Annotated in this window: 14 protein-coding genes and 1 pseudogene; 13 read left to right on the forward strand and 2 right to left on the reverse strand. The window is 35.5% G+C overall.

The genetic code is table 11. The features are described from left to right. The first annotated feature begins 151 nt into the window (after window positions 1–151). The 3 genes from A2290_00415 to A2290_00425 all read left to right on the forward strand — a co-directional run bounded on the left by A2290_00415 (window position 152) and on the right by A2290_00425 (window position 5,130). Complete coding sequence (locus A2290_00415; GenBank protein ID OGC13023.1) at window positions 152–1,144, forward strand: hypothetical protein; 993 nt, start codon at window positions 152–154, stop codon at window positions 1,142–1,144. Window positions 1,145–1,174: 30 nt separating this feature from the next. After that, a complete protein-coding gene (locus A2290_00420; protein OGC13024.1) occupies window positions 1,175–4,402 on the forward strand; it encodes a hypothetical protein in 3,228 nt (1,075 codons plus the stop codon). A gap of 71 nt (window positions 4,403–4,473) precedes the next feature. After that, window positions 4,474–5,130 (forward strand): hypothetical protein, encoded by a 657-nt coding sequence (locus tag A2290_00425; GenBank protein OGC13025.1) that lies wholly within the window; start codon window positions 4,474–4,476, stop codon window positions 5,128–5,130. A 242-nt stretch (window positions 5,131–5,372) separates the two neighbouring features. Here the strand turns inward: A2290_00425 and A2290_00430 are convergent, their stop codons facing one another. Next, window positions 5,373–6,104: a hypothetical protein gene (locus tag A2290_00430; GenBank protein OGC13026.1), complete on the reverse strand. Its 732-nt coding sequence runs from the start codon at window positions 6,102–6,104 to the stop codon at window positions 5,373–5,375. A gap of 214 nt (window positions 6,105–6,318) precedes the next feature. On the opposite strand from A2290_00430, the gene A2290_00435 reads away from it, so the two are divergent. Then, entirely contained in the window at window positions 6,319–9,243 is a 2,925-nt protein-coding gene (locus tag A2290_00435) for a hypothetical protein (GenBank protein ID OGC13027.1), read from the forward strand. 11 nt (window positions 9,244–9,254) lie between these two features. Here the strand turns inward: A2290_00435 and A2290_00440 are convergent, their stop codons facing one another. After that, on the reverse strand, window positions 9,255–9,446 hold the full coding sequence (locus A2290_00440; GenBank protein OGC13028.1) for a hypothetical protein: 192 nt from the start codon (window positions 9,444–9,446) through the stop codon (window positions 9,255–9,257). A 60-nt stretch (window positions 9,447–9,506) separates the two neighbouring features. Between A2290_00440 and A2290_00445 the strand changes: the two genes are divergently transcribed. The 9 genes and pseudogenes from A2290_00445 to A2290_00485 all read left to right on the forward strand — a co-directional run bounded on the left by A2290_00445 (window position 9,507) and on the right by A2290_00485 (window position 20,813). Then, a complete protein-coding gene (locus A2290_00445) occupies window positions 9,507–11,396 on the forward strand; it encodes a hypothetical protein (protein ID OGC13029.1) in 1,890 nt (629 codons plus the stop codon). 158 nt (window positions 11,397–11,554) lie between these two features. Beyond that, window positions 11,555–12,871, forward strand: a complete 1,317-nt coding sequence (locus A2290_00450) for a peptidase M16 (protein OGC13030.1) — start codon at window positions 11,555–11,557, stop codon at window positions 12,869–12,871. Window positions 12,872–13,052: 181 nt separating this feature from the next. Continuing rightward, window positions 13,053–14,468: a hypothetical protein gene (locus A2290_00455; GenBank protein ID OGC13031.1), complete on the forward strand. Its 1,416-nt coding sequence runs from the start codon at window positions 13,053–13,055 to the stop codon at window positions 14,466–14,468. Between the two features lie 193 nt (window positions 14,469–14,661). Continuing rightward, complete coding sequence (locus A2290_00460) at window positions 14,662–16,878, forward strand: hypothetical protein (protein ID OGC13032.1); 2,217 nt, start codon at window positions 14,662–14,664, stop codon at window positions 16,876–16,878. Window positions 16,879–16,978: 100 nt separating this feature from the next. Next, window positions 16,979–18,022, forward strand: coding sequence for a hypothetical protein (locus A2290_00465; protein ID OGC13033.1), 1,044 nt, complete (start codon window positions 16,979–16,981; stop codon window positions 18,020–18,022). A 329-nt stretch (window positions 18,023–18,351) separates the two neighbouring features. Further along, the gene (locus A2290_00470; protein OGC13034.1) at window positions 18,352–18,657 is read left to right on the forward strand and encodes a hypothetical protein; all 306 of its coding nucleotides are present in this window, start codon (window positions 18,352–18,354) and stop codon (window positions 18,655–18,657) included. 156 nt (window positions 18,658–18,813) lie between these two features. Beyond that, window positions 18,814–19,602 (forward strand): hypothetical protein, encoded by a 789-nt coding sequence (locus A2290_00475; protein ID OGC13035.1) that lies wholly within the window; start codon window positions 18,814–18,816, stop codon window positions 19,600–19,602. Between the two features lie 45 nt (window positions 19,603–19,647). Further along, entirely contained in the window at window positions 19,648–20,385 is a 738-nt protein-coding gene (locus A2290_00480; protein OGC13036.1) for a hypothetical protein, read from the forward strand. Further along, window positions 20,382–20,813 (forward strand): annotated as a pseudogene (locus tag A2290_00485) (hypothetical protein). Before A2290_00480 ends, A2290_00485 begins: the two are co-directional and overlap by 4 nt.

The raw sequence follows: 20,813 nt of genomic DNA on the forward strand, positions 1-20,813 counted from the left end.
ATAGTCGCAAGGCAATAGATAAGATTATCGGGATAACCCCAGTTGGAAAGAGCATCCCGACTTCGTAAGAACGTCGGGAAGGTCAAATGTTCAATCCCGGTTGCGGGCTTTTGAATTTGTAGATAGCATTTTTTTGGTGTAAAATAATTCTGTGAGAGTTTTTTTTGTAATTTTAATATTTTATTTTTTTATGACGGCGGCGGTATTTGCTTTTGATATTCTTCCTCAAGCTGAAAATGCAATTATTTCACCTGAAAACGTAGAAGTTGTTTATGTTGATCAGTATGGGTTCCCCGGATCTGCTGATGGGCATTTTTATTTTCCAAAAGATGTTTGTGTCTCTTCATTTGGCAATATTGAGACAAAATTGGGTGAGATTTTTGTTGCTGATACCGGCAACAATAGAATACAGCGGATTGATAATAACGGATTATTTGTTTATCAGTTTGGAAAATTTGGTTCATCTGCCGGTGAATTTAATGCGCCGGCAGGCGTTGTTGTCGATTTTAATTATTACATTTATGTTTCTGATAATGAAAACAATAGAATACAAAAATTTGATATAAAAGGTAATTTGGTCTCTTCATTTGGAGAATACGGAAAACAAAGCGGCGACTTTATCTATCCTTTGGGATTAGCTTTGAGTAAAGCTGGAAATCTTTATGTTGCCGATTCCGATAATGATAGAATCCAGAAGTTTGACAATTCCGGAAATTTTATTGAAGTTATAGGCGGCTTTGGTCGAGGCGACGGCTTTTTGGATTCACCATCTGATGTGGCTGTGGATCAGGATGAATCAATTTATGTTTTGGATGCCGGCAATAATAGGGTTCAAAAAATTGATCAATATGGCAGGCCGGTCTTCTCTTTTGGTAGTTTTGGAAAAGAAAACGGTAAATTCAATGCTCCGCAAGGAGTTTTTATCGACGATAACTATGTTTATGTTGCGGATACAGGGAATAATCGTATACAACTGTTTAATAAGATGGGACAATTTGTTTTATCTTATGGAAGATATGGGTATAAACAGGGAGAATTTAATGGCCCCGCAGGCATAACTGTTTCCCCTCAAGGGGAAATTTATGTTGCGGATACAAATAACCAAAGAATAGTGAAATTGAAAATTATTTCCTCGGATAACTAATTGATTTAATAAAGCCACATTGTATTTAAAATGACCAATAACCGGTTTCCAACAACTAAACATGATTTGGTAGGGATAAGATTTTTTAAAACGGTCTTATTGACAAGTCTTTTTATTCTTTTTTCCTTCTCTTTTTTATTCGGGGAGACCTCAGAATATAAGGTGGATCATTTTTCTTTGAATTTTCAGCCTGTTTATCCTCTTCTTACAGATAAAGAAACTTCTGTCAGGGTGATGACAGATTTAGATGCGTATGATATTTGGATTTATTTAACTCATGGAAAGCGGATTAGAATGAAAAAGGATGGGAATAAATGGGTAGGAGTATTTATTCCTGAAGATTCTCCTCCATATGGATTTCGGCCCTTATTTGTTTATATTAAACATAGGGAAAAAATTTTGTCGGATTCGATTTATAAGAAATTTATTGCTTTTTTGGGCGGGGGAGATTCTTTTGAAATAAGAAGATCCATTTTTGTTGGAAAAATGTGGTATAAGGTTTTTAAGCCTCACCCTAAGATTTCAGATGTTTTACAGTCTGAAAATAAAGGGAGTGACGATTTGACAGTGGTTGATATTTTGGATGTTTTTAATAATGATGGAGAAAAACAAAAAGAAGAAATCGTTAAGGGGTTTGAAGGTGAAAAAGAGATAAAAAATAGACAAAATCTTAGCGAGGGGTTTGAGGAAAATAGTTTTTCTTCAGAAGGGGAGGTTTTTTTGTCATCATATCCGACAAAAGAGCCAAATACTTTAATTATAAAAGGAAATCGTGTTTTTGCTTTCTCTTCAAAAAGCGTGGAAGGATCAAAAGAGGGATTTTTGCCCGGTGTTAACAGAGAAGAGTCGCTTCGTTTGAATATCTCCGGAAAAATAAAAGAGGCTGAAATTGACGCAAGTTTGTTTTCTTCTTCAATTTTGGGGGTCGATCAGGTTTCTTCAAAAGAAGAAATTGTTAGTGTTTTATTGAAGACTGGTTCCACAGAAGTTTACTTTGGAGATTATAAGCCTTTTATAAATGACCTTGAATTTTCTCGACTTGATAAAGTTTTATCAGGTTTTAGGGTTACGGGCGATTATGGTAAGTGGAATCTTAAGATGTTCTTTGCCACCCCCAAGGGAATTTCAAGGATTGAAAAGGTTTATGGCGACGGGACTCAAGGTCCTTATTTGCTAAACTCTTCACCTGTTGTAATTGATTCGGAACGTGTTTATGTTGATGCTTTGTTGCAAAGACGTGGTAACGACTATGAGATAGATTATCTGGCAGGAACGATAACATTTAAAAATAGGGTGATACCAAAACAATCTGTTTTAAAAATATATTATGATTTAAGAGAGACAATTTATAGTCATTTAACATATGCTCTTTACACCAAAGTTAATCCAATACCCAGTTTAAAAATTGGCGCTTCATACATAAATGATTCGGATAGTTTGGATAATGCGGCAACCATTTCCCAGAGTACTTCTATTGAGCCTCAGAGTCATTTGATTTTTGGCTTAAATGGCGCTTTCGGCTATCAGGATTTGATTAATCTTCAGAGTGAGGTTGCTTATTCTGTCAAAAAAAATAAATTGCTTTCTGATCCTTCTTTAAAAGAAGATGGCCGTGCCGCGAAACTTGATGTTATTTCCAGTTTTGGGCCCTTCAATTTTTCTGGAAAATTAAAAAAAATAGGGTTGGGATTTGAACCTATTGGCCAGGCGGATCCTAAGCAGGATTTATCTGAATATAACACATTGCTTGGATTTAGGGTTAATCCTAATTTGTTTTTAGAGGGGTCTTTATATGATTCTTATTATCTTGAAAATTCTGTGCGATACAAGACGATCAATAAAGACGGCAGAATGAACTTAGCTTATCCTGCTTTTCCGTCTTTTCTTTATTCTATTAAAGAGATATGGGAGAGTAATGATCCTGTTACATCTGATAGAATAGACAGGTTGACTAAAAGAAATTCTGTTGAGATAAAACATTTATTTCAGATAGTCAATTTATCTGTTAACGGAGGAAGAGAGGAGAGATTTGTTACTACTCCGTCTCTTGAAACAACTGTTTATAATACAGTTGGCACATCTTTTTCTTTGATTCCGCAGGACAAATTTTCAGCTTCTGGGAATATCGAACTCAAGGATACTTTTGTCTCCTCGGGGGATAATTCATATACAAAAGAATATATATTGAATTTGTCTGCTTTCCCCGCTCCTGAATATGTAATTACAGGTTCTTTGGATCATATTGATGATACCAAAGATGGAGTGTTTCAGGTTGCGGATCTTTCGTATAAAGCAAATCTTTTAAATTATTTAAAAACTGACGGTAAATGTACAGTTAGTTCCTTAAAGGAGACTTTTGGAGCGACAAAAGAGGGGATTAGAAAAGAGGAAGCTTCTATTCGTTTTGAAGTTTCACCGATTGATAATATGCGGGTCCGTTATTACTATAAACCTAATATAACCTTGTTAAACAGAACCCTTGGTTTGACTTATAGTAATACAATAAAACAATTTGAGGCTAACCTGGCAATGTTTAGTTCGACTGTCTTTTCCTATTCTCTGCAAAATTTTGATCGTTTTACCATAGATAAAAATGATTTTCCCTTTTATTTACGAAAACAAAACATGGAAAACGGGGGCACTAAGATTTATTCTGTTAAAACAGCTCCTCTTCAGTTCTTATCCTGTGAATTTAATTATATTGATGATGGGAGAACAACTTATACCCTTATCTCTTCGGAAGGGACATTTGATTATAGCAGGGATAATTTTATAAATAATGAATTTATGGCTGTAGTTAAAAGTTCTCTTACAAATAAAATAGCGATTGACAGCAGCTATTCTGTTAAGACTTCGACGTCAGGCTCCAAAGAAGCTTTTGATAACACTCAAAATCTTTTAACTCAGTCGATAGGTCTTAAAGGCATTTTTTATGTTAATAATGAATTAAGTTTTAATATTTCGTCTTCTTATTCTAGAATTGTAAATTATTTGTCGGATAACGATGAAAATACATATACTTTTGAGCCTGGTTTAGGGTTTGTTTATTCTCTGCCCGGGAAATTAAGGTTGGATGGTGAATATTTATATGCTAAATCTTATTCCGGGGCAAATATGGAAAACAGTAAAGTGAATTTGCGCGGCATATATGATTTTTCCGGTTTTTTGCATTTTGCGCTTCGAATAGAAACGGAAATTAATTCTTTTCCATATTATAAGACTTCAGATTTTTCGGGCAATGTTGAAATTAATTTGTAATTGCTGCCAAAATCTTCATAGAGGGGGTTAATGTAGTGGAAAATTTATATTCATATTGATAAAATGTTTCTATGTTTTTAAATATAGCAGCTAAAGTTTTTTTATCTGTTTTTTTGTTGGTTGCGCAAGCTTTTGCCGTAACTTCAGAGGTTGAAAAATTTGACAGTAACCTAGTGCGGGGGGAGGGACCCTTTCCTTATAACTATAGAATTATAGACGGTCATATTCATGCAGGGGGACATCCTTTTAATCCAAAAACTTCTTTTGGTAATAGTGATAAACAGATTTTGTCTATTCTTAATTATTTAAAAGCAAAAGGGGTAAAAACTATTATTGATTTGGACAATACCTCTAGGATTCAGTTGCGATATAAAAGATTATATAGAGAAGTTGGCTTGGAACGGTTTCATCTGCCTTTAAGCTCAGATAGAGTCCCAAATGCGGAAGAGTGGGAAGACTTAAAGGAAGCGATGAGAGAACCTGTTTATATTCATTGTACCTGGGGGGCAGACAGAACAGGAGCCGTAATTGCAAAATATTTAGTTGAAGAAAAGGGATATTCTCCTAAAGAAGCATTTGAAGCTGTTGTGACAGGCGGATCACATTCAGGTTTATTTGGAGGCTTAAAAAAAATCAGCGCGAATAACAAGCTTATTAAATTCTTCTGGCCAGATTATACATTCACCCCGATTAGAAAATCGGGGTTCAATGAATCCACAAAAAAATAAGCACAGAATTCAATACAATTTTTGGAACTCTTAAGGTTCTCTTGTAATAAATTCTGTGCTTTTCATTTGAGGCTGGTACTTTAAGTACTCTTTTGCCCTAAATTATTATTGATGTAAAAGCAAAAAATAAAGTTGATATTATTATACATCTAAGTGGAAAATTGTCAATGCACATTTTTTTGTGCATTAATTATTGAAGTTATCCTAAGCTTGTCTATAGTCCTAAGGGGCTTGTCATGGGTCTATAGTTTTAAAGGTTGTGTTGCAAAAAATACTATGCCGCTTGTTGATGGGCCATTTCCTATAGAGATTGATTCATAGCCAACTGAAAACTCGGTTTTTGCCTGAAGTCCTAAATCTGCCAGTATCCCTCCGTACAGTTTTCCGCCCAACCCTCCGGTTTTACCGTCTCTTCCTATTAAGTTGATATTTAAGCCGGCTCCAACGAATGGATCAGCTCCGTTTAATGATCCTTCTTTTAAATATACTATAGCGTCTGCAAATAGAGGGATTGCATTTATAGGGGCATCATTTGTACCGCTTCCCATTATGTATCCCAGACCGACTTTGTATTCAACTGCATCTTCTGAAAGACCGAATTTCTCTCCCATTTTTAACGGATCACTAAATATTATATCTCCTCTTAATCCGACAGTTCCAAAGAGTCCTTGTTGACCTGAAAGATTGTATAAATAAGAGGCTGTTATATCCGCATTTGTTCCCCATCCAAAAACGCCTTTTGGTTCTTTTGGCAATTCTGTCATTTTTTCTGGTTGTGGTGGTGGTGGAGGTGGTGATAATTCAGGCAATGCTTCTTCCGTAGATTCTGTTTCGGGGGCTTCTACGGGGGCAATTTCGGGTTGAATTACCTTTTTTATGGTTTTTTTAACAACTTTGCTTTCAGCAATAGCTTTATTTGTGAAAACGAACCCGGAAGCCAATAACAGTATTAATATAAAAGAGATTTTCTTCATATGAGTCACCTCAGTAGATATTTTGATGGATAGAAGGTTTATTGTCAATAGGGGACTGTTGCGAAATGGTCATTCCCGTGTGGATCCCCGCTTTCGCGGGGATGACAAATTGCAAAAACTATCATTTTGCAACAGTCCCATGTTGAAATTTCATTTCAAAAAAACAAGAATTTTGTTTTGTTTTGTTGTAAAATAAAGACAAGGAACTTTATTTATGCGAAGAATTTTTATCTCTTTTTTATTTATCTTGTTTTTTGCCATTGCTTCTTATTCCCAAACTTATGAAAGCATAAGTTTGATTAATCAGACAAACTTTGCCCAAAAGTTTAATGATTATTTGGGTTATGTTTATGATAGTCATGGTTGCCTTCATTTTACTCCGGCTGATATATACTTATTAACGCAGACTATTCCTAACGGAATAGAATTGAAGATTAAGGATTATAAGATAAAGAAAGAGGAATATCCTGATTACCTTGAAAGCATACCCTACCTGGTTGATATTACAAAAGATTCTGATGATATAAAAAAACACAAACAACTTTTTAATAGTTCTACAACTGAAGTTGTTGTCTATCCTTCTTTAAGCAAATTAGTTATAAAAGTAAACGGGATTCCTTATGCCAAGATAGATACCTTAGCGGGGCCTGAAGATGAGATGTTAATCGCCTTTGATGTTGTAAAAGAAGGTTTAATTGAGTGGGATTTAATGCTTACTACTCCTACCGATCCCGGGATATATACAATTCTTCGTTCAACTGATCATTATATAAGCAGCGCCTATTATCAAAATACTATTGTCCCTTTTGGCGCGTGGATTTTAAAAAAGAATGGAGTTTGGTCGTTTAAGGAAAATAATAAATGGTATAAACTGCCTCAAAATGTAATTGATGATTTAAACCGTTCTGCCAACAATCGACAATATAATTATTATGATGTAATCCTTAATAAGGATGGCAAGGTAACAGCGGCACGTTATGCGGGGCATGATTTTGGAAAATATGTTCTTTTGTGGACAGTTGATGGCAAAAACCACTATCCCGAAATGGGATACGCGGCAGGGGAACTTCTTTATGAACAGATAATCCTTGTAAAAGATTTAGTTTATCTTCTTACATTACAAGATGATGATTTTGATGCCGCAGTCTTAAAAAGTAAAAATTTTATGATGTATAAAGGGCTATCTGACTTTATAAAATCAAAAGGGAAAGTTACATCAAAAGAAATTCCGCCTAGGGTTTACAGCTATTATCGTTTATATAACGGGTTTGAGCTTAAACCGGAAGATTATAAGAATATGGATAGTAGAGTATTAAAGGCATTTAGTGAATATAAAGAAAACAGATTGCCAAGAGATAAAGTAACTCGGGAAAAAGAGCTGGGGCTTGTCCACTTTTTAAAAGTTAACAGTATGGTTGTTGATAAAGAGGCCGCATGGTACGAAAAAATTAAAAAGGATTGGGATTTTTGGAAAAACCTTAAAATATCCGCGAGAGAAGACTTTAAAAAAATGGGAATTCTCTCTCTTTCGAACAGGCAAAATCTTTTGGAAGAATGGATAAATAAACGTTTGGAGTTTTCTGTTGTTACTACCCCAAAACAGGCAAAGAATTTGCAGGATCTTACTTTTTCATCTTTTTTTAAACCCTCGGAAGAAAATTCCGTCTTTGATGAAAGAGAAAAAGAAGAGATGTTAAAGCTTGTTCGTGAAACAGTAAAAAATGACTCAGCAGGTCTTAATCTTTATTCGGTTGATGCTTTAAACAATTACAATTTTGGAGTTTTATTAAATGATATTCTGGGAGATCTGTATAAAAGCCACGGATGTATGCACGTCTCTCCAAGAAACAGTTTCTTTTTATACAAGTTTTTGCCGATAGGCGCCCGGGTGACGATTTACGATTATTCAAAAAAAGTTGATGAAAAGCAATTTGAAAATGTTCCATATCTTGCGGATCTTATAAATTTTATAGAAGATATTCCCCCTTTAAGGGAAAGACTCTCCGTGACGGAAGAAGTTCAAGTTGAAGTTTATCCGACCTCCGGATTTTGGGTGATATATTTAAAAGAAAAGCCGTTTGCCAAGCTTAATGTCAGGGGAGGCCCGCAGGCTAAAATGTATCTTGTTCATGGCCGAGATGATAAGGGAAAACCTATTTTTGAAGATCATTTGGCTTATCCTACAACACCCGGCACTTATTATATTTTCAAAAAGACGGAACATTATATTTCTAATATTTATTATCCTATTACAGTTATAGGGGCGGGGGATATTATAAAAAAAGATGGCAATAAATTTGTTTTTCAAAATGATAAAGGGATTTTTGTTCCAGTCTCCGATGAGATAAAAGCTGATATTGAAAAGCCCGAAAAAGACAGGGAATATACATATTATGATACTATAAAAAATATAAGCGGAGAGGTTATAAGTATGCGATGGGGGAGCCATCCCTTCGGTCGGTTCGCGCTGCAGATTTCAAAGGATAATAAAACAATGTTTCCTGAACTTATACATTCTTCAGGTGATCTTATGATGGAGGAACGCGGAATTATAGATGACCTTATAAAAATTTTGTCCGCGCCGCTTGATGAGGTTGAAAGATGTGTTAAATACAGTTCCAATTTTGATTTATATAGAGCTTGTTACGAGTTTGTGCAAAATCCTAACAGAGAAGATTTAATTCAAGTTAAAGAAAGATCAAGCTATAAGCTTTATCATGGCATGGAGTTGTCTTCAGGCGAAGCTGCTTCTTTACATAAAGATGTTATTGCTGCGAATAAAGTGTTGAAAAATCAACGTTTATCAGAGAGCGATGTTGATGCTTTAATAAACAGTGGCGCGGCTTATCGCCGAGGAGGCAAGTTTAAAATCAACATGGAGAAAGTTTTAGGATTGCAATTTGACACTTACCAGTATGTGGTAATGGTTCAAAAATATGCCCATCATTATAAAGTTTTAAAAGATAATTGGGATGAGCTTTCAGAATTGCGAAAAGCCATGTTAAAAGATTTTAATAATTTTGTGATAAAAGACCCCCAGGTTTTTCATAATTTCATGAAAGAGCTTATGGTTCGACGCACCCAAATGAAGCGTCTCTCTCAAAAAGAGGCGATGGATATTTTAGTTGGGATGTTTTAACCCCGATTATCCTAATCGGGGTGAATAATCGGGGTTAATCCTGGCATTAAAGTCCTTATTTTTTTGAAATTAAGGTATTTTTTTTTCGATAATAAAAAATGAACATGCCAGTTGTAGGTAATAAGTTCAGTCGCTTTTCTTCCGTCTACAATGTCAGAAAGAGAGTTTGCGATAATCCTCTTGATAAACTTACCCCTTTGCATAGATATGTAATTTCGGAGATTCGAAGAAGCAGATTACACGCGATCACTTTTGAAAGATTTATGCAAATAAGTCTTTATCATCCAAAGCTTGGTTATTATTCGGGTGGTAATGTTAAAATATACGGAAATTCCGATGGTCATCAGAGTCATTTTACGACTCATCCTGAAACTTTTTATCCGTTTTATAGTTATGGCATAGCTGAGAAATTTGTTGAAATGTGGGATTGTATGGGAAATCCATCTGATCTTCCAGTTGTGGAAATGGGCGCCGGCAACGGAAGAATGGCCAAAGGCATTTTAGATTATCTTAAAAAATATTGTCCGGAACTTTATAAACAAGTTAGATATAACATAGTTGAACTAAGCCCAGTTTTACGTAATATACAAAAAATAAACTGCGCGGAGCACAACCTTTTTCATATTAATCAATCGGCTATTAATTTCCCTTTCAGTAATTTAAATGGCATTATCATTTCAAATGAATTGCCCGATGTTTTTCCTGTACATCTGGTGTTGTGCCATTCGAGTCCTCGCGAATTATATTTAACGGAAAACGACGGAGTCTTAGAAGAGATTCTAGGGCCTATATCTGATTCTGATATTTATGAATATATGAAAAGGGCCGATTCTGTGTCACACAATAGAATAGAAGTTGTTAATACAAATATGATGAGATGGGCTCAAAATCTGGCAAAGGGTTTGGATAGAGGGTATATCATAACTATAGATTATTCCAGAAAATTTGGCCAAATAGCACATCATGAACGGCCTGATATAATTCGTTGTTTTGGTGAGGCGGGAGGGCGCGAGTCAAGGAAGGATGCCTATTCAAAAGTTGGGGAACTGGATATGACGAGTGATTTGCATAGTGATGTTTATATGAAAATATTAGAAGCTGCTGGGTTAGTAACCGAATTTATCGGAAATGAAACAGAGTTCATTGGTTCAACAGGGAGAATTACTGGTTTTCTTGGTGGGTTTTCAGCAATTGTTTCATCAAGAAATGTAGAAAATCGGCGAAGTGGAAACACGTCAACAAGATTTATTGTTGTGGGGATGGGGAAGGATAATAAACTTTATCCGGAGGCTTTTGATCAGGTTTTATATTTGTTTTATCCGATTGCAGTAAATTTTTGGGGAAAAGAGGCGCGAAAATCTTCTCTATTTAGATTGGGGTTTGAAATGATGCAAGCTTTTGAACTTGAGCCGGGCGTATATGATTTTAAAGATATTAATAATTCTCTTAGAACGAAATTTCCTAATTTTACTCACGAAGAATTATTGAGGCTTAGCGAAGCAATAAGAGAGAAGATAAATTTAAAAAAAGAAAAAAAATCTTCTGACTCTGAAAAATTTGAGTACGTTAGTAATGAAGAAATAGTTGCTGAATTTCCAGTTGATTTATTGTGTCAATATTTAGGCAAGGAGCTTGCTGTTTATCATTCATTGTTAAAGATGTATTTGAAGCCAGAAGAACAATATGTAGAAAAAATAATGACTGTGGCAACTTTAAACGGAGAAGCGTTTGTTGAGGGACTTTGTCGAATAGCAGACAGCAAGTATTCGTATAAACTTGCAAATTATTTAATAAAACATAAAAAGATAAGCGCTTTAGTTGCTTTAATGAAAAACTATTATGGATTCAACGGTTCAAATATAAGCCTTTTGTCAGAAGACATAAGAGCTTCTCTTTTTGATTTAGTCGTAAAAATCATGATTGAAGAGATACGCGGAGCTATAAAGGATAATTTGTCGTTATTTTGTTATGGGTCTGTTTTAGAATTGATTGATGTCGCGCTATCTGTTGATAATGGTTTGGCTTCTAAGTTCATGAGTTTGGATGAAGAACAAAAAAAGATATTAAAAGAATTAATCTTGCAATGTTATGGAAGAGAGCATGACAGTTACAAAAGAGCAAAATGTCTTGCTTTTTTAAATGTTGATAAATAGGTTGAATGAGACTGTTGCGTAATGACAGTTTTTGCAATTTGTCATCCCCGCGAAAGCGGGGATCCACACGGGAATGACCATTATGCAACAGTCCCTGAATGTAATATCTTATTAGGAAGATGCTTTGTTTTTTGTTAAATAGGTTATAATATATTTTAATGCGAATCTTTTTGATAGTATTAATTCTCTCTTTTATATTTTCTGCTTCATCCAATGCAAAAGATATCAACTTTTTAGAATACGATCTTCCTAACGGTCTTCATGTCATACTTCATCAAAACCGCTCAGTCCCAATCGTTGTTGTTTCTGTCATGTACCATGTCGGCTCCAAAAATGAAGATCCGCATAAGACAGGGTTTGCTCATTTTTTTGAACACTTAATGTTTGAGGGGTCGGATAATATTGGGAGAGGGGAATATGCCAAATATGTTAATTCCGCAGGTGGCATTTGTAACGCGAATACGACCGTCGATCGCACCTATTATTACGAAGAGTTTCCATCCAACCAATTGGCTCTTGGCCTTTGGCTTGAATCGGAAAGAATGCTCCATGCCAAAGTTGATGAGGTGGGGATCAAAACACAAAAAGAGGTTGTCAAAGAAGAGCGGCGGCTTAGGTATGACAATCAGCCTTACGGGACTGTTATGGAAGAGATTATGAAGAGATCTTATATAAATCATCCTTACAGGTGGACAACTATAGGGTCGATGAATGATATTGGTAAAGCAACATTTGCCGATTTTGCTGGTTTTTATAAAACTTTTTATGTTCCAAACAACGCTGTTTTGGTGGTGGCGGGAGATATTGAAATCGGAAAAACAAAAAAATTGGTTTCCAGATATTTTTCTGACATTCCAAAATCTTTTAAGAATATTCCCAGACCGGTTAATATTGAAACTGCTCAAACATCGGAAACAAAAGGAGTTGTATATGATAATATCCGACTGCCTGCGATTGTTTTTGCTTATCATATTCCTGCATGGGGAGAAAAAGATTTTTATGCTATTGAACTATTGACTTCTGTTTTAAGCGGAGGGGCAAGTTCCAGGCTTTATAAATCTTTGGTTGATGACACACAAAAAGCATTGGATGTTTCTATGTTTGCATTGCCTTACGAACATTCATCCCTCGCGCTTGTTTTTGCAACAGCAAATCTTAATGTTGCGTTGTTTAAGCTTTTAGACCTTATCGATAAAGAACTAGACAAGGTGAAGCATGAGGTTATTTCCGATTATGAGATGCAAAAACTCAAGAACCAGATTGAAAACACTTCTGTTGATGCGAAATCTTCTTTGGCCGGTATTGCGGAGAACTTGGCCGGTTATTATACCTTTTTTCATAATACTAATCTGATAAATACCGAAATTGACAAATATCTTGACGTTACAAAAGAAGATATCAAGAGGGTCGCGAATAAATATTTTACGAAGAAAAATAGGGTTGTGTTGTACTGGGAACCTGTTCAATATAAATGAAAAATGACTTAATGACTAATGAAGAAAAAATATGAACCACGATTATTCACCACGATTAGGATAATCGGGGTTCATGCCTAAGAAATTTTCTAATAGACTGCTAAAATTTTGTTGGTCTATGAATAATCGGGGTGAATATACAGTGGTTTGTAATCTTAAAATATTTATCGGGGTGAAGATGATGAAAAGATTTTTAATAATTTGTAGTTTAATAATCTTTGTTTTTGGCTGTGGATCTTCTGCGAAATCTTTTAGAAGCGATCCTCCTAATGCAGAGCCCATTCCTAATTCTAAAATAGGAGAGTATCAATCTTTTCTCCTTGATAATGGACTTCGAGTTTTTGTTGTCGAAGATCACAAGCTTCCAAAAGTTTCCATGCAGCTTTTTGTCGATTATTTTCCTGTCCTTGAAAAAGATGCTGCAGGGCTTCAGGCTATAACAGGAAGTTTGATTAAAGCCGGAACAGAGAAGAGATCAAAGGATGATATTGATAGAGAGATAGATTTTATTGGAGCTTCATTTAATACAAATTCCAGAGGTTTTTATGCTTCGGCCCTTTCAAAGCACGTTGATAAATTGTTTGAGTTATCATCGGATGTTTTATTGAACCCGATTTTTCCTCAGGACGAACTTTTAAAATTAAAAAAACAGATGATATCAGAACTTGAAGCGGAAAAAGAGGATCCGGAAGCGATCTCCTCAAAAGTTGGCAGAGCTCTATGTTTTGGAAAGGATCATCCTTACGGTGAAATTATAACCGAAAAGAGCGTGAAAAATATTACACGTGAAAAATGTGCCGGTTTTTACAGTGACCATTTCAATCCGCATTCTTCTTATCTTATAATAGTAGGGGATATAACAAAAGAAGAAGCAATCCCTTTGGCTCAAAAATATTTTGGAGGGTGGAAAGATTTTACCCTTTCTGAAGAGATGCCTAAAAAGACAAACTCTCCTTTAGGCATTCAAATATCTTTTGTTGAAAAAAAAGAAAGTGTTCAATCTGTTATTACGGTTATCTATCCTGTTGATTTAAAACCGTGGGATAAGGATTTAATCAAAACGAGGGTGATGAACTTTATTTTGGGCGGAGGAGGGTTTTCAAGCCGGTTATTTAAAAATTTAAGGGAGGATAAAGGCTATACTTATTCTATAGGGTCAAATTTAATCGAGGATAGATTTGTCGGAAATTTTATTGTGGAAGCGAGCGTAAGGAATAGCGTTACATCTGATGCGATCCTGCAAATTCTTTCCGAGATGAAAAATATTAAACTGAAAAATATCCCGTCAAAAGAATTAGTAAATATTATAAACCAAATGACGGGGAATTTTACTCTTATGCTTGAAGATCCCAAGGTCGTGGGGAGATTTGCCCTTACTATTGCCCGTTTTAATTTACCTAAAGATTATTATTCCACGTACGTTGAAAAATTAAACAAAATTACGGCAAAAGATATAAAAGATGCGGCTCAAAAATATTTAAATCCAGATGATACTCATATCCTAGTTGTAGGTGATGAGAGTGTGGTTGATGAGTTATGCAAAATAGATTCAGATGGAAAGATTGATGTTTTACGCTCTGCAGATTACGGACTATAATAATCGGGATAAAATTATTTATTTGGAACATTTGGAAAAACTCGCAATACGCCAATACTTAAGGTGTCAGTGTTGCCAAACATTCGAAATAAACCTCGATTATGATAATCGGGGTTTATTTTAAAAAACTCATCATACGCCAATACCCCTTTTTTTAAGATATCTTATCTTGTATAATATTGCCGCGGTCAATATGCAAACTTTTTTAATAAATTGGGAATGTATGCTTCTTACAACTGCGTTTGTAGTTACTTTGGGTTTGGGTCTTTTTGCTTATTTAAAAGGTTCAAATGATGAAGTAAATATCTCTTTTAGCTTCATGCTTTTCGGGCTTACTTTCTGGGCGGGGAGTCTGCTTGCTTTTCTTTTGGTAAGGGATTTTAACTGGGCTTTAATTATTAGAAAGTTGACTCCTATCGGCTCCTCTATCTTAATGGGATATTTTTTGTATTTTTCTATTTTATTTCCCAAAAAGCATGACCCTTTGCCTCTTGCGGAACGTTATTTGATTTTAGCTCCTGGATTTATTTTTGCCATGATTTCTGTTTTTACCCCTTTAATGATTAAAAATATTCAGTTTATAAACGGTGAGTATCCGTTTCTGGGGAGACCCGTTTTTGGTGAATTGTATTTGGTATATTCGGTATATCTTATAACTTATTTTGCTTCCGCGGTTACTATTTTAATTTATAAATATCTTTTTAGCGAGGGAAGGGAGAAACTTCAGATTTTTTATGTCGCTTTTGGCGCTCTGCTTGCCGGGGTTGGGGGGATTTTTGTAAGTCTTTTTTTCCCTCTTGTCAATGTGGTGAATCTTTTTACAATCGGGCCTGTTTTTATATTGGTTGCCTCTTTTTTTATAACTTATGCGATCATAAAATATCGTCTTCTTGGAATTGAAGATTTTCTTACACGGGGATTAGCACTCTTTTTTATTTTGTTTGCTTTTGTCGGCACTATAATGATTTTTATATATAACAAAGCCTCTTTTCTTCCGGCTTTTTATCTTATGCTAATTCAGGGGGCATTGGGGCTTTTGATTTATTTTAAAGATCGTCGCAATGAAGTAAATTTTTCTTTTACATATTTTAATCTTTCTTTTGCTCTTTGGGTTTATTTTATGTATATGATCGCGTTGCGCCCTGTTTTATTTTTAAGTTTTTATCATAAATATGTTTTTGTTGTTTCTGCTCTCATGTTTTCTTTTTTGTTGTATTTTACTTCTGTTTTTCCAAAACCGAAAAAAGATTTTATGGCTGTTTTTTCCAGAACTTTGATTTTTATTTTTCCTGCAATTATATTCTTACTTACTCTGTATGATTTCATGCTAAAAAATATTGATATAAAAGCGGGTATTCCTGTCCCTGCATGGGGGAGTGGTTATCCTGTTTTTGTTTTTTTATCTTTTGCGTATATATTTTTTAGTTTATTTAATTTGTTAAAGTCATACCTGTTTTTGCAGGGAAAAGAAAAGGCTCAGGCTTTATGCCTTTTTTTGGGGCTTGCTTTAAGTCTCTTTTTTTTGGGTAGTACAACCTGGCTTGTTCCATGGTTTAGAGGCGTAAGGATAATTATGTTCGCCCCTTTTTCTGTTCTGTTTTTTGTTTTTTTTACATCTTACGCGATTTTGAAATATCATTTTATGGACATAGAAATTGTTTTCCGTCGCGGATTTGTTTATGGAACTATCAGAGCTTTTGTTATGATTTTATATGCTTTGGTTTTGCTCGTGACGGAAAGAATTTTATGGATGTTTATCGGCGGAAATTCTATTGTTGTGACATCTTTGTCCATAGTTGTCTTTGCCGCCTTTTTTCAGCCTTTTGTGAATTTTCTTCAAAATTTGGCGGACCGGTTTTTTTTCCATGAGTATTATGATTATCAGATCAGCCTGCTTCACGTGAGCCGATTAATCGCGGATTATAGGGCTTATAATGAACTTGTCAATTTTGTAATTAAGACTTTTTCAAAGACTATGCAGGCTGTTTATGTCTCATTTCTTATTCCCAGGGAGGCGGAGTATCTCTCCCTTTCGTTAAACATGGAGGATAAGGAGATAATTTATAAGAAGATGAGATTTGATAAACGTTTGCCGGTCATAAGGTTAATAGAAGAGAGCCTTGATGTTGTCTCTTTGGATTATTTAGAAGAGCAGATATTTGCCAAGAGGGCTTTTGGCAAAAGCTTTGGCAAGAGTCGTGATTTTTTTATAGATGTTAAAGATGCTATGGAGAAAGAATCTGTCTCTGTTATTGTCCCTGTTGTTTTGCGTGGAAGGATAATTGGTATTGTGGCATTAGGATATAAAGTTTCTAAAGACATTTATACCCAACAAGATTTGATGTTTCTTATGACGATAGCCAACCAGTCCGCGGTAGTCTTTGATAATATAAATCTTCTTCAAGATTGAATGAACCCCGATTTCCTAATCGGGGTGAAATTTCGTTCTCAATGTTACGATAATTATGTGTGACATTTGAATAAGTCTTTTTAGCAAGGAGGAAAAATTTATGGTTACTATGATGAGAGATATAAAAAGTGTTTTTTTAAAGGATATTGGTGCCGGTTTTGGTGAAGTTACCGGGGTTGGGCGAGGGAAAAGCCTTGCAACTGCGACAAAAACTCGGTTAGAAAATATCCCTCCATTTGTTTGTTTGGATAAGCGACCAGATGGTTATGTTGGATCTGCTTTGAAAAATCCCAGAGATGCAAAAAGTTTGTTAATGTCGGCTCAAAGATTTGGGGAAGTTGAAGTTGAAATTGAAGCATTTACTCCAGAGGCTCAAGCTGAAATTATGATAGCTTGTTCCTCTAACTTTTTAAATGAAACCCCGCCTTCAATTTTCAATATAATAGAATCAAACAGCGAACCCCCTTTCAATTTTACTGGAGGCAAAATTGATATAGACAGGGCTAAAAGAATTTTAGAAGAGTTTATTTGGGGTCGAGCATTTTCAAATACTATAACACTTAAACCAGGGAACTTACCAGGTTTACAAAGGCCTGAGTTATTAGAGAAACCTCCTATACCAGGGAAATTACCAGGTTTAAAAAGTCCCTATGAGTTATTAGAGATCCCTCCTATGCCAGAGAAATTACCAAACTTAAAAAGTCCCCATAAGTTATTAGAGAAACCTTCTTCGAAAAATCGACATCCTTTTGAGTTCGAAGACCACGGTTGTAAGTATCGCTACAAAGAGCCCCCCAATATGATATATCCAAAAGTAGAGAAATTACCCAGGTTTATATATCCAAAAATAGGGGGTCACGAGGATAAAATTAATAAGAATGATTGGTTTGAGTTTTTAGATTACATAGGGATTCTTAACGAGTCTTTTGATATTCCAAGCGAATTTTTGCCATCGAAGGCCAGGGAGGGGAGGAAATATACGCGTCCAGGTTTGATGGATACTGTGCCTAATTCACAAAGTCAAAAAAATTCCGATGGACTCAAAGCTGAGCAGGCTGGAACTGACGCTGCAGAGAAAAGTGATGCTGCAAAAGCCTTTAAAAGGTTCTTGGGTGATATTTTGAAAAAATTGGGGATTAAATAAAATGTCTTGCCCCCTAACCCCCTAAAGGGGGAAAAAATAAGGGGAGAATTGAGAATATATTTATTGATATAGTAAGCGAGATTTCTATATTAACCCTGATTATCTTAATCGGGGTTAATAATTGGGGTTAAAGTCTCCTTTAGGGAATTTAGGGACATAAAAATTCTACTTGTTTTTAATTATAACAAGGTGATATAATATTTTCATTGAGGTCGAAAGTTAATGGTGAAAAACTTAAGAATCTGCTTCTTAGTTGTGTTGATGCCTCGCAAATTTAGGCTCTTCATTCCGTTAATCGCAGATAAATATTCAAAAGGAGAAATACATATATGAAGAGCATATTTGTTGGCAATTTACCTTGGTCTGTAAAGAATGAAGATCTGGAAGCTAAATTCGCTGAATTTGGAACAGTCTTATCAGCAAGAGTAATGACCGATAACTTTTCAGGTAAGTCAAGAGGCTTTGGTTTTGTTGACATGGAAGACCTAGATGCCGAAAAAGCAATAGCTGCTTTGGCTGATAGCGAATGGGAAGGGCGTAAAATTACTGTAAATTTGGCCAAACCTAAGACTGAGAGAAGTGATAGAAACGATAGAAGAGGCGGAAGAGAAAAAAGAGATTTTAACCGCTTCTAGTTTCTAATTGGATTTAAAAGACCCTCTGACTTAGATGTTTTGCGTCTTAGTTCAGGGGGTTTTTGTTCTGATAGGTTTTTGTCGTAGCGTTTTCCCTCCTTGGTTTTTCGTTTTTATTGATGTAGACTGTTTTGCAGCAAGTCCCTGGGAGTAAAAATGGATAAAAATAAAAAAAATATACTTGTTTTATTTGTTGTTTTGATAGTTGTCGGATTTGCGTGGTCTTTTTATGCAAAAAACATTGCTTCTTCTTCCATAGCGTCTGGGACTATTGAAGCAACTGAGGTTGTTGTGAGTAGTAAAATTCAAGGTAGAGTTTTGAAAATAAATGTAGACCAGGGATCTTATGTCTTATCAGGAGATGTCCTTGCGGAAATAGAAGCAGGTGAACTTGCGGAAAATTTAAAAAGCGCTCGGGCAAAATACGATTTAGCAACTTATGATTTTGAAAGGAACAAAAAACTTTTAAAAGGAGATGCCATAAGCCAGCAGACGTACGATAATTCAAAAACCAATCTTGATCTTATGGAAGCCGCCCTTGAAACGGCAAAGATACAGATGGATTATTCTATGATAAAAGCTCCGATCTCGGGAGTTGTTTTGGTAAAAGCCATAGAAACAGGGGAACTTGCCTCTTTTGGAACTCCTATTGTTACGTTGGCTGATTTATCAAATGTAAACCTGATAGTCTATTTATCTGAAAAAGATATTGGCAAGATAAAACTTGGTAATAAGGTTTTTGTTTATGTGGACGCCTATCCGGACGAAAAATTTTCAGGTAGAATAACATATATCTCAGATACAGCTGAATTTACACCAAAATCCATACAGACAAAAGACGAAAGGACCAAACAGGTTTTTGGCGTAAAAATAAAAATTTCAAATCCTGATCAAAAATTAAAGCCGGGAATGCCTGCGGATGCGGAATTTACCCCAACATCTTGAACATTCTATTTTTTTAGCGCGAAATTTTTCTATATTGGAGATTAAATGGAATTTGCAATAGAAGCGGTAAATCTCACAAAGAAATTTAAGGATTTTAATGCGGTATCCGGTCTTAATCTTCAAATTAAGCGTGGGGAGATTTTTGGTTTTGTTGGACCGGATGGCGCGGGCAAAACAACAACTCTTCGTATGCTTTCTACCGCGATGGAGCCGACTTCCGGAGAAGCTTCTGTTTTGGGATTAAATGTTAGAACCGAAGAAGAGAAAATTCGCGATAAAATTGGATATATGCCCCAAAGATTCAGTTTGTATGGTGATTTAACCGTGTCGGAAAACATAGATTTTTTTGCCGACATTTACAAGGTTGAACGAGAATACAGAAGAAAAAGAAAAGCGGAGCTTTTGGAATTTATGAGTCTTGCAGAATTTGTAAAAAGGAAGGGGAGGGAACTTTCAGGGGGGATGCAAAAAAAACTCGCATTGGCCTGCAATCTTATACATACACCCAAACTCCTCTTTTTGGATGAACCGACTACCGGTGTCGATCCGATATCGAGAAGAGAATTTTGGCGGATACTTTATGGTTTAGAGAATGTCACAATAGTAGTTTCAACCCCTTATATGGATGAAGCTGAACGTTGCAATCGTGTGGGGCTTATACGGGAAGGTAGGCTTTTGTTGTGCGATGTGCCGTCCGAAATAAAAAAAAGGGCTAACGCCAGGACACTGGAAGAAGCTTTTATAAATATTATTGAGGCCTCTTTTAAAGAGGTGAGAAAATGACAAATGCTATAGAAGTCTATAATCTTGTAAAAAAATTTGGAGATTTTACTGCAGTTGACAATATAAATTTCACCGTAAAGGTTGGAGAAATTTTTGGTTTTTTGGGGCCAAACGGGTCTGGGAAGACGACAACAATTAGAATGCTTTGTGGTTTGCTCTTTCCAAGCTCGGGGCGGGGTTTTGTGGGGGGCTTTGATATTTCAAAAGACGAAGAAAAAATAAAAGAGAAGATAGGCTACATGTCTCAAAAATTCTCCCTATATGATGATTTAACTGTTTCAGAAAATATAGATTTTTATGCCGGTATTTATCAGACCAAGAGAGAGGAAAGAAGACAAAAAAAAGAAGAGGTTGTAAAAAGAGCTGAACTTATTGGAAAAGAAAAGGAGCTAACTTGTAATCTTGCCACATCCATAAAGCAGCATTTG

Source organism: candidate division WOR-1 bacterium RIFOXYB2_FULL_36_35, from assembly GCA_001771505.1.
Lineage (GTDB): Bacteria > Margulisbacteria > WOR-1 > XYC2-FULL-46-14 > XYC2-FULL-37-10 > XYB2-FULL-36-35.

What these genes read in the sequence shown, in the direction of transcription:
- A2290_00420 (OGC13024.1), top strand. Translation starts at nt 1,175, where the DNA reads ATGACCAATAACCGGTTTCCAACAACTAAACATGATTTGGTAGGGATA.
- A2290_00425 (OGC13025.1), top strand. Translation starts at nt 4,474, where the DNA reads ATGTTTTTAAATATAGCAGCTAAAGTTTTTTTATCTGTTTTTTTGTTG.
- A2290_00430 (OGC13026.1), bottom strand. Translation starts at nt 6,104, where the DNA reads ATGAAGAAAATCTCTTTTATATTAATACTGTTATTGGCTTCCGGGTTC.
- A2290_00435 (OGC13027.1), top strand. Translation starts at nt 6,319, where the DNA reads ATGCGAAGAATTTTTATCTCTTTTTTATTTATCTTGTTTTTTGCCATT.
- A2290_00440 (OGC13028.1), bottom strand. Translation starts at nt 9,446, where the DNA reads ATGCAAAGGGGTAAGTTTATCAAGAGGATTATCGCAAACTCTCTTTCT.
- A2290_00445 (OGC13029.1), top strand. Translation starts at nt 9,507, where the DNA reads ATGCAAATAAGTCTTTATCATCCAAAGCTTGGTTATTATTCGGGTGGT.
- A2290_00450 (OGC13030.1), top strand. Translation starts at nt 11,555, where the DNA reads ATGCGAATCTTTTTGATAGTATTAATTCTCTCTTTTATATTTTCTGCT.
- A2290_00455 (OGC13031.1), top strand. Translation starts at nt 13,053, where the DNA reads ATGAAAAGATTTTTAATAATTTGTAGTTTAATAATCTTTGTTTTTGGC.
- A2290_00460 (OGC13032.1), top strand. Translation starts at nt 14,662, where the DNA reads ATGCAAACTTTTTTAATAAATTGGGAATGTATGCTTCTTACAACTGCG.
- A2290_00465 (OGC13033.1), top strand. Translation starts at nt 16,979, where the DNA reads ATGGTTACTATGATGAGAGATATAAAAAGTGTTTTTTTAAAGGATATT.
- A2290_00470 (OGC13034.1), top strand. Translation starts at nt 18,352, where the DNA reads ATGAAGAGCATATTTGTTGGCAATTTACCTTGGTCTGTAAAGAATGAA.
- A2290_00475 (OGC13035.1), top strand. Translation starts at nt 18,814, where the DNA reads ATGGATAAAAATAAAAAAAATATACTTGTTTTATTTGTTGTTTTGATA.
- A2290_00480 (OGC13036.1), top strand. Translation starts at nt 19,648, where the DNA reads ATGGAATTTGCAATAGAAGCGGTAAATCTCACAAAGAAATTTAAGGAT.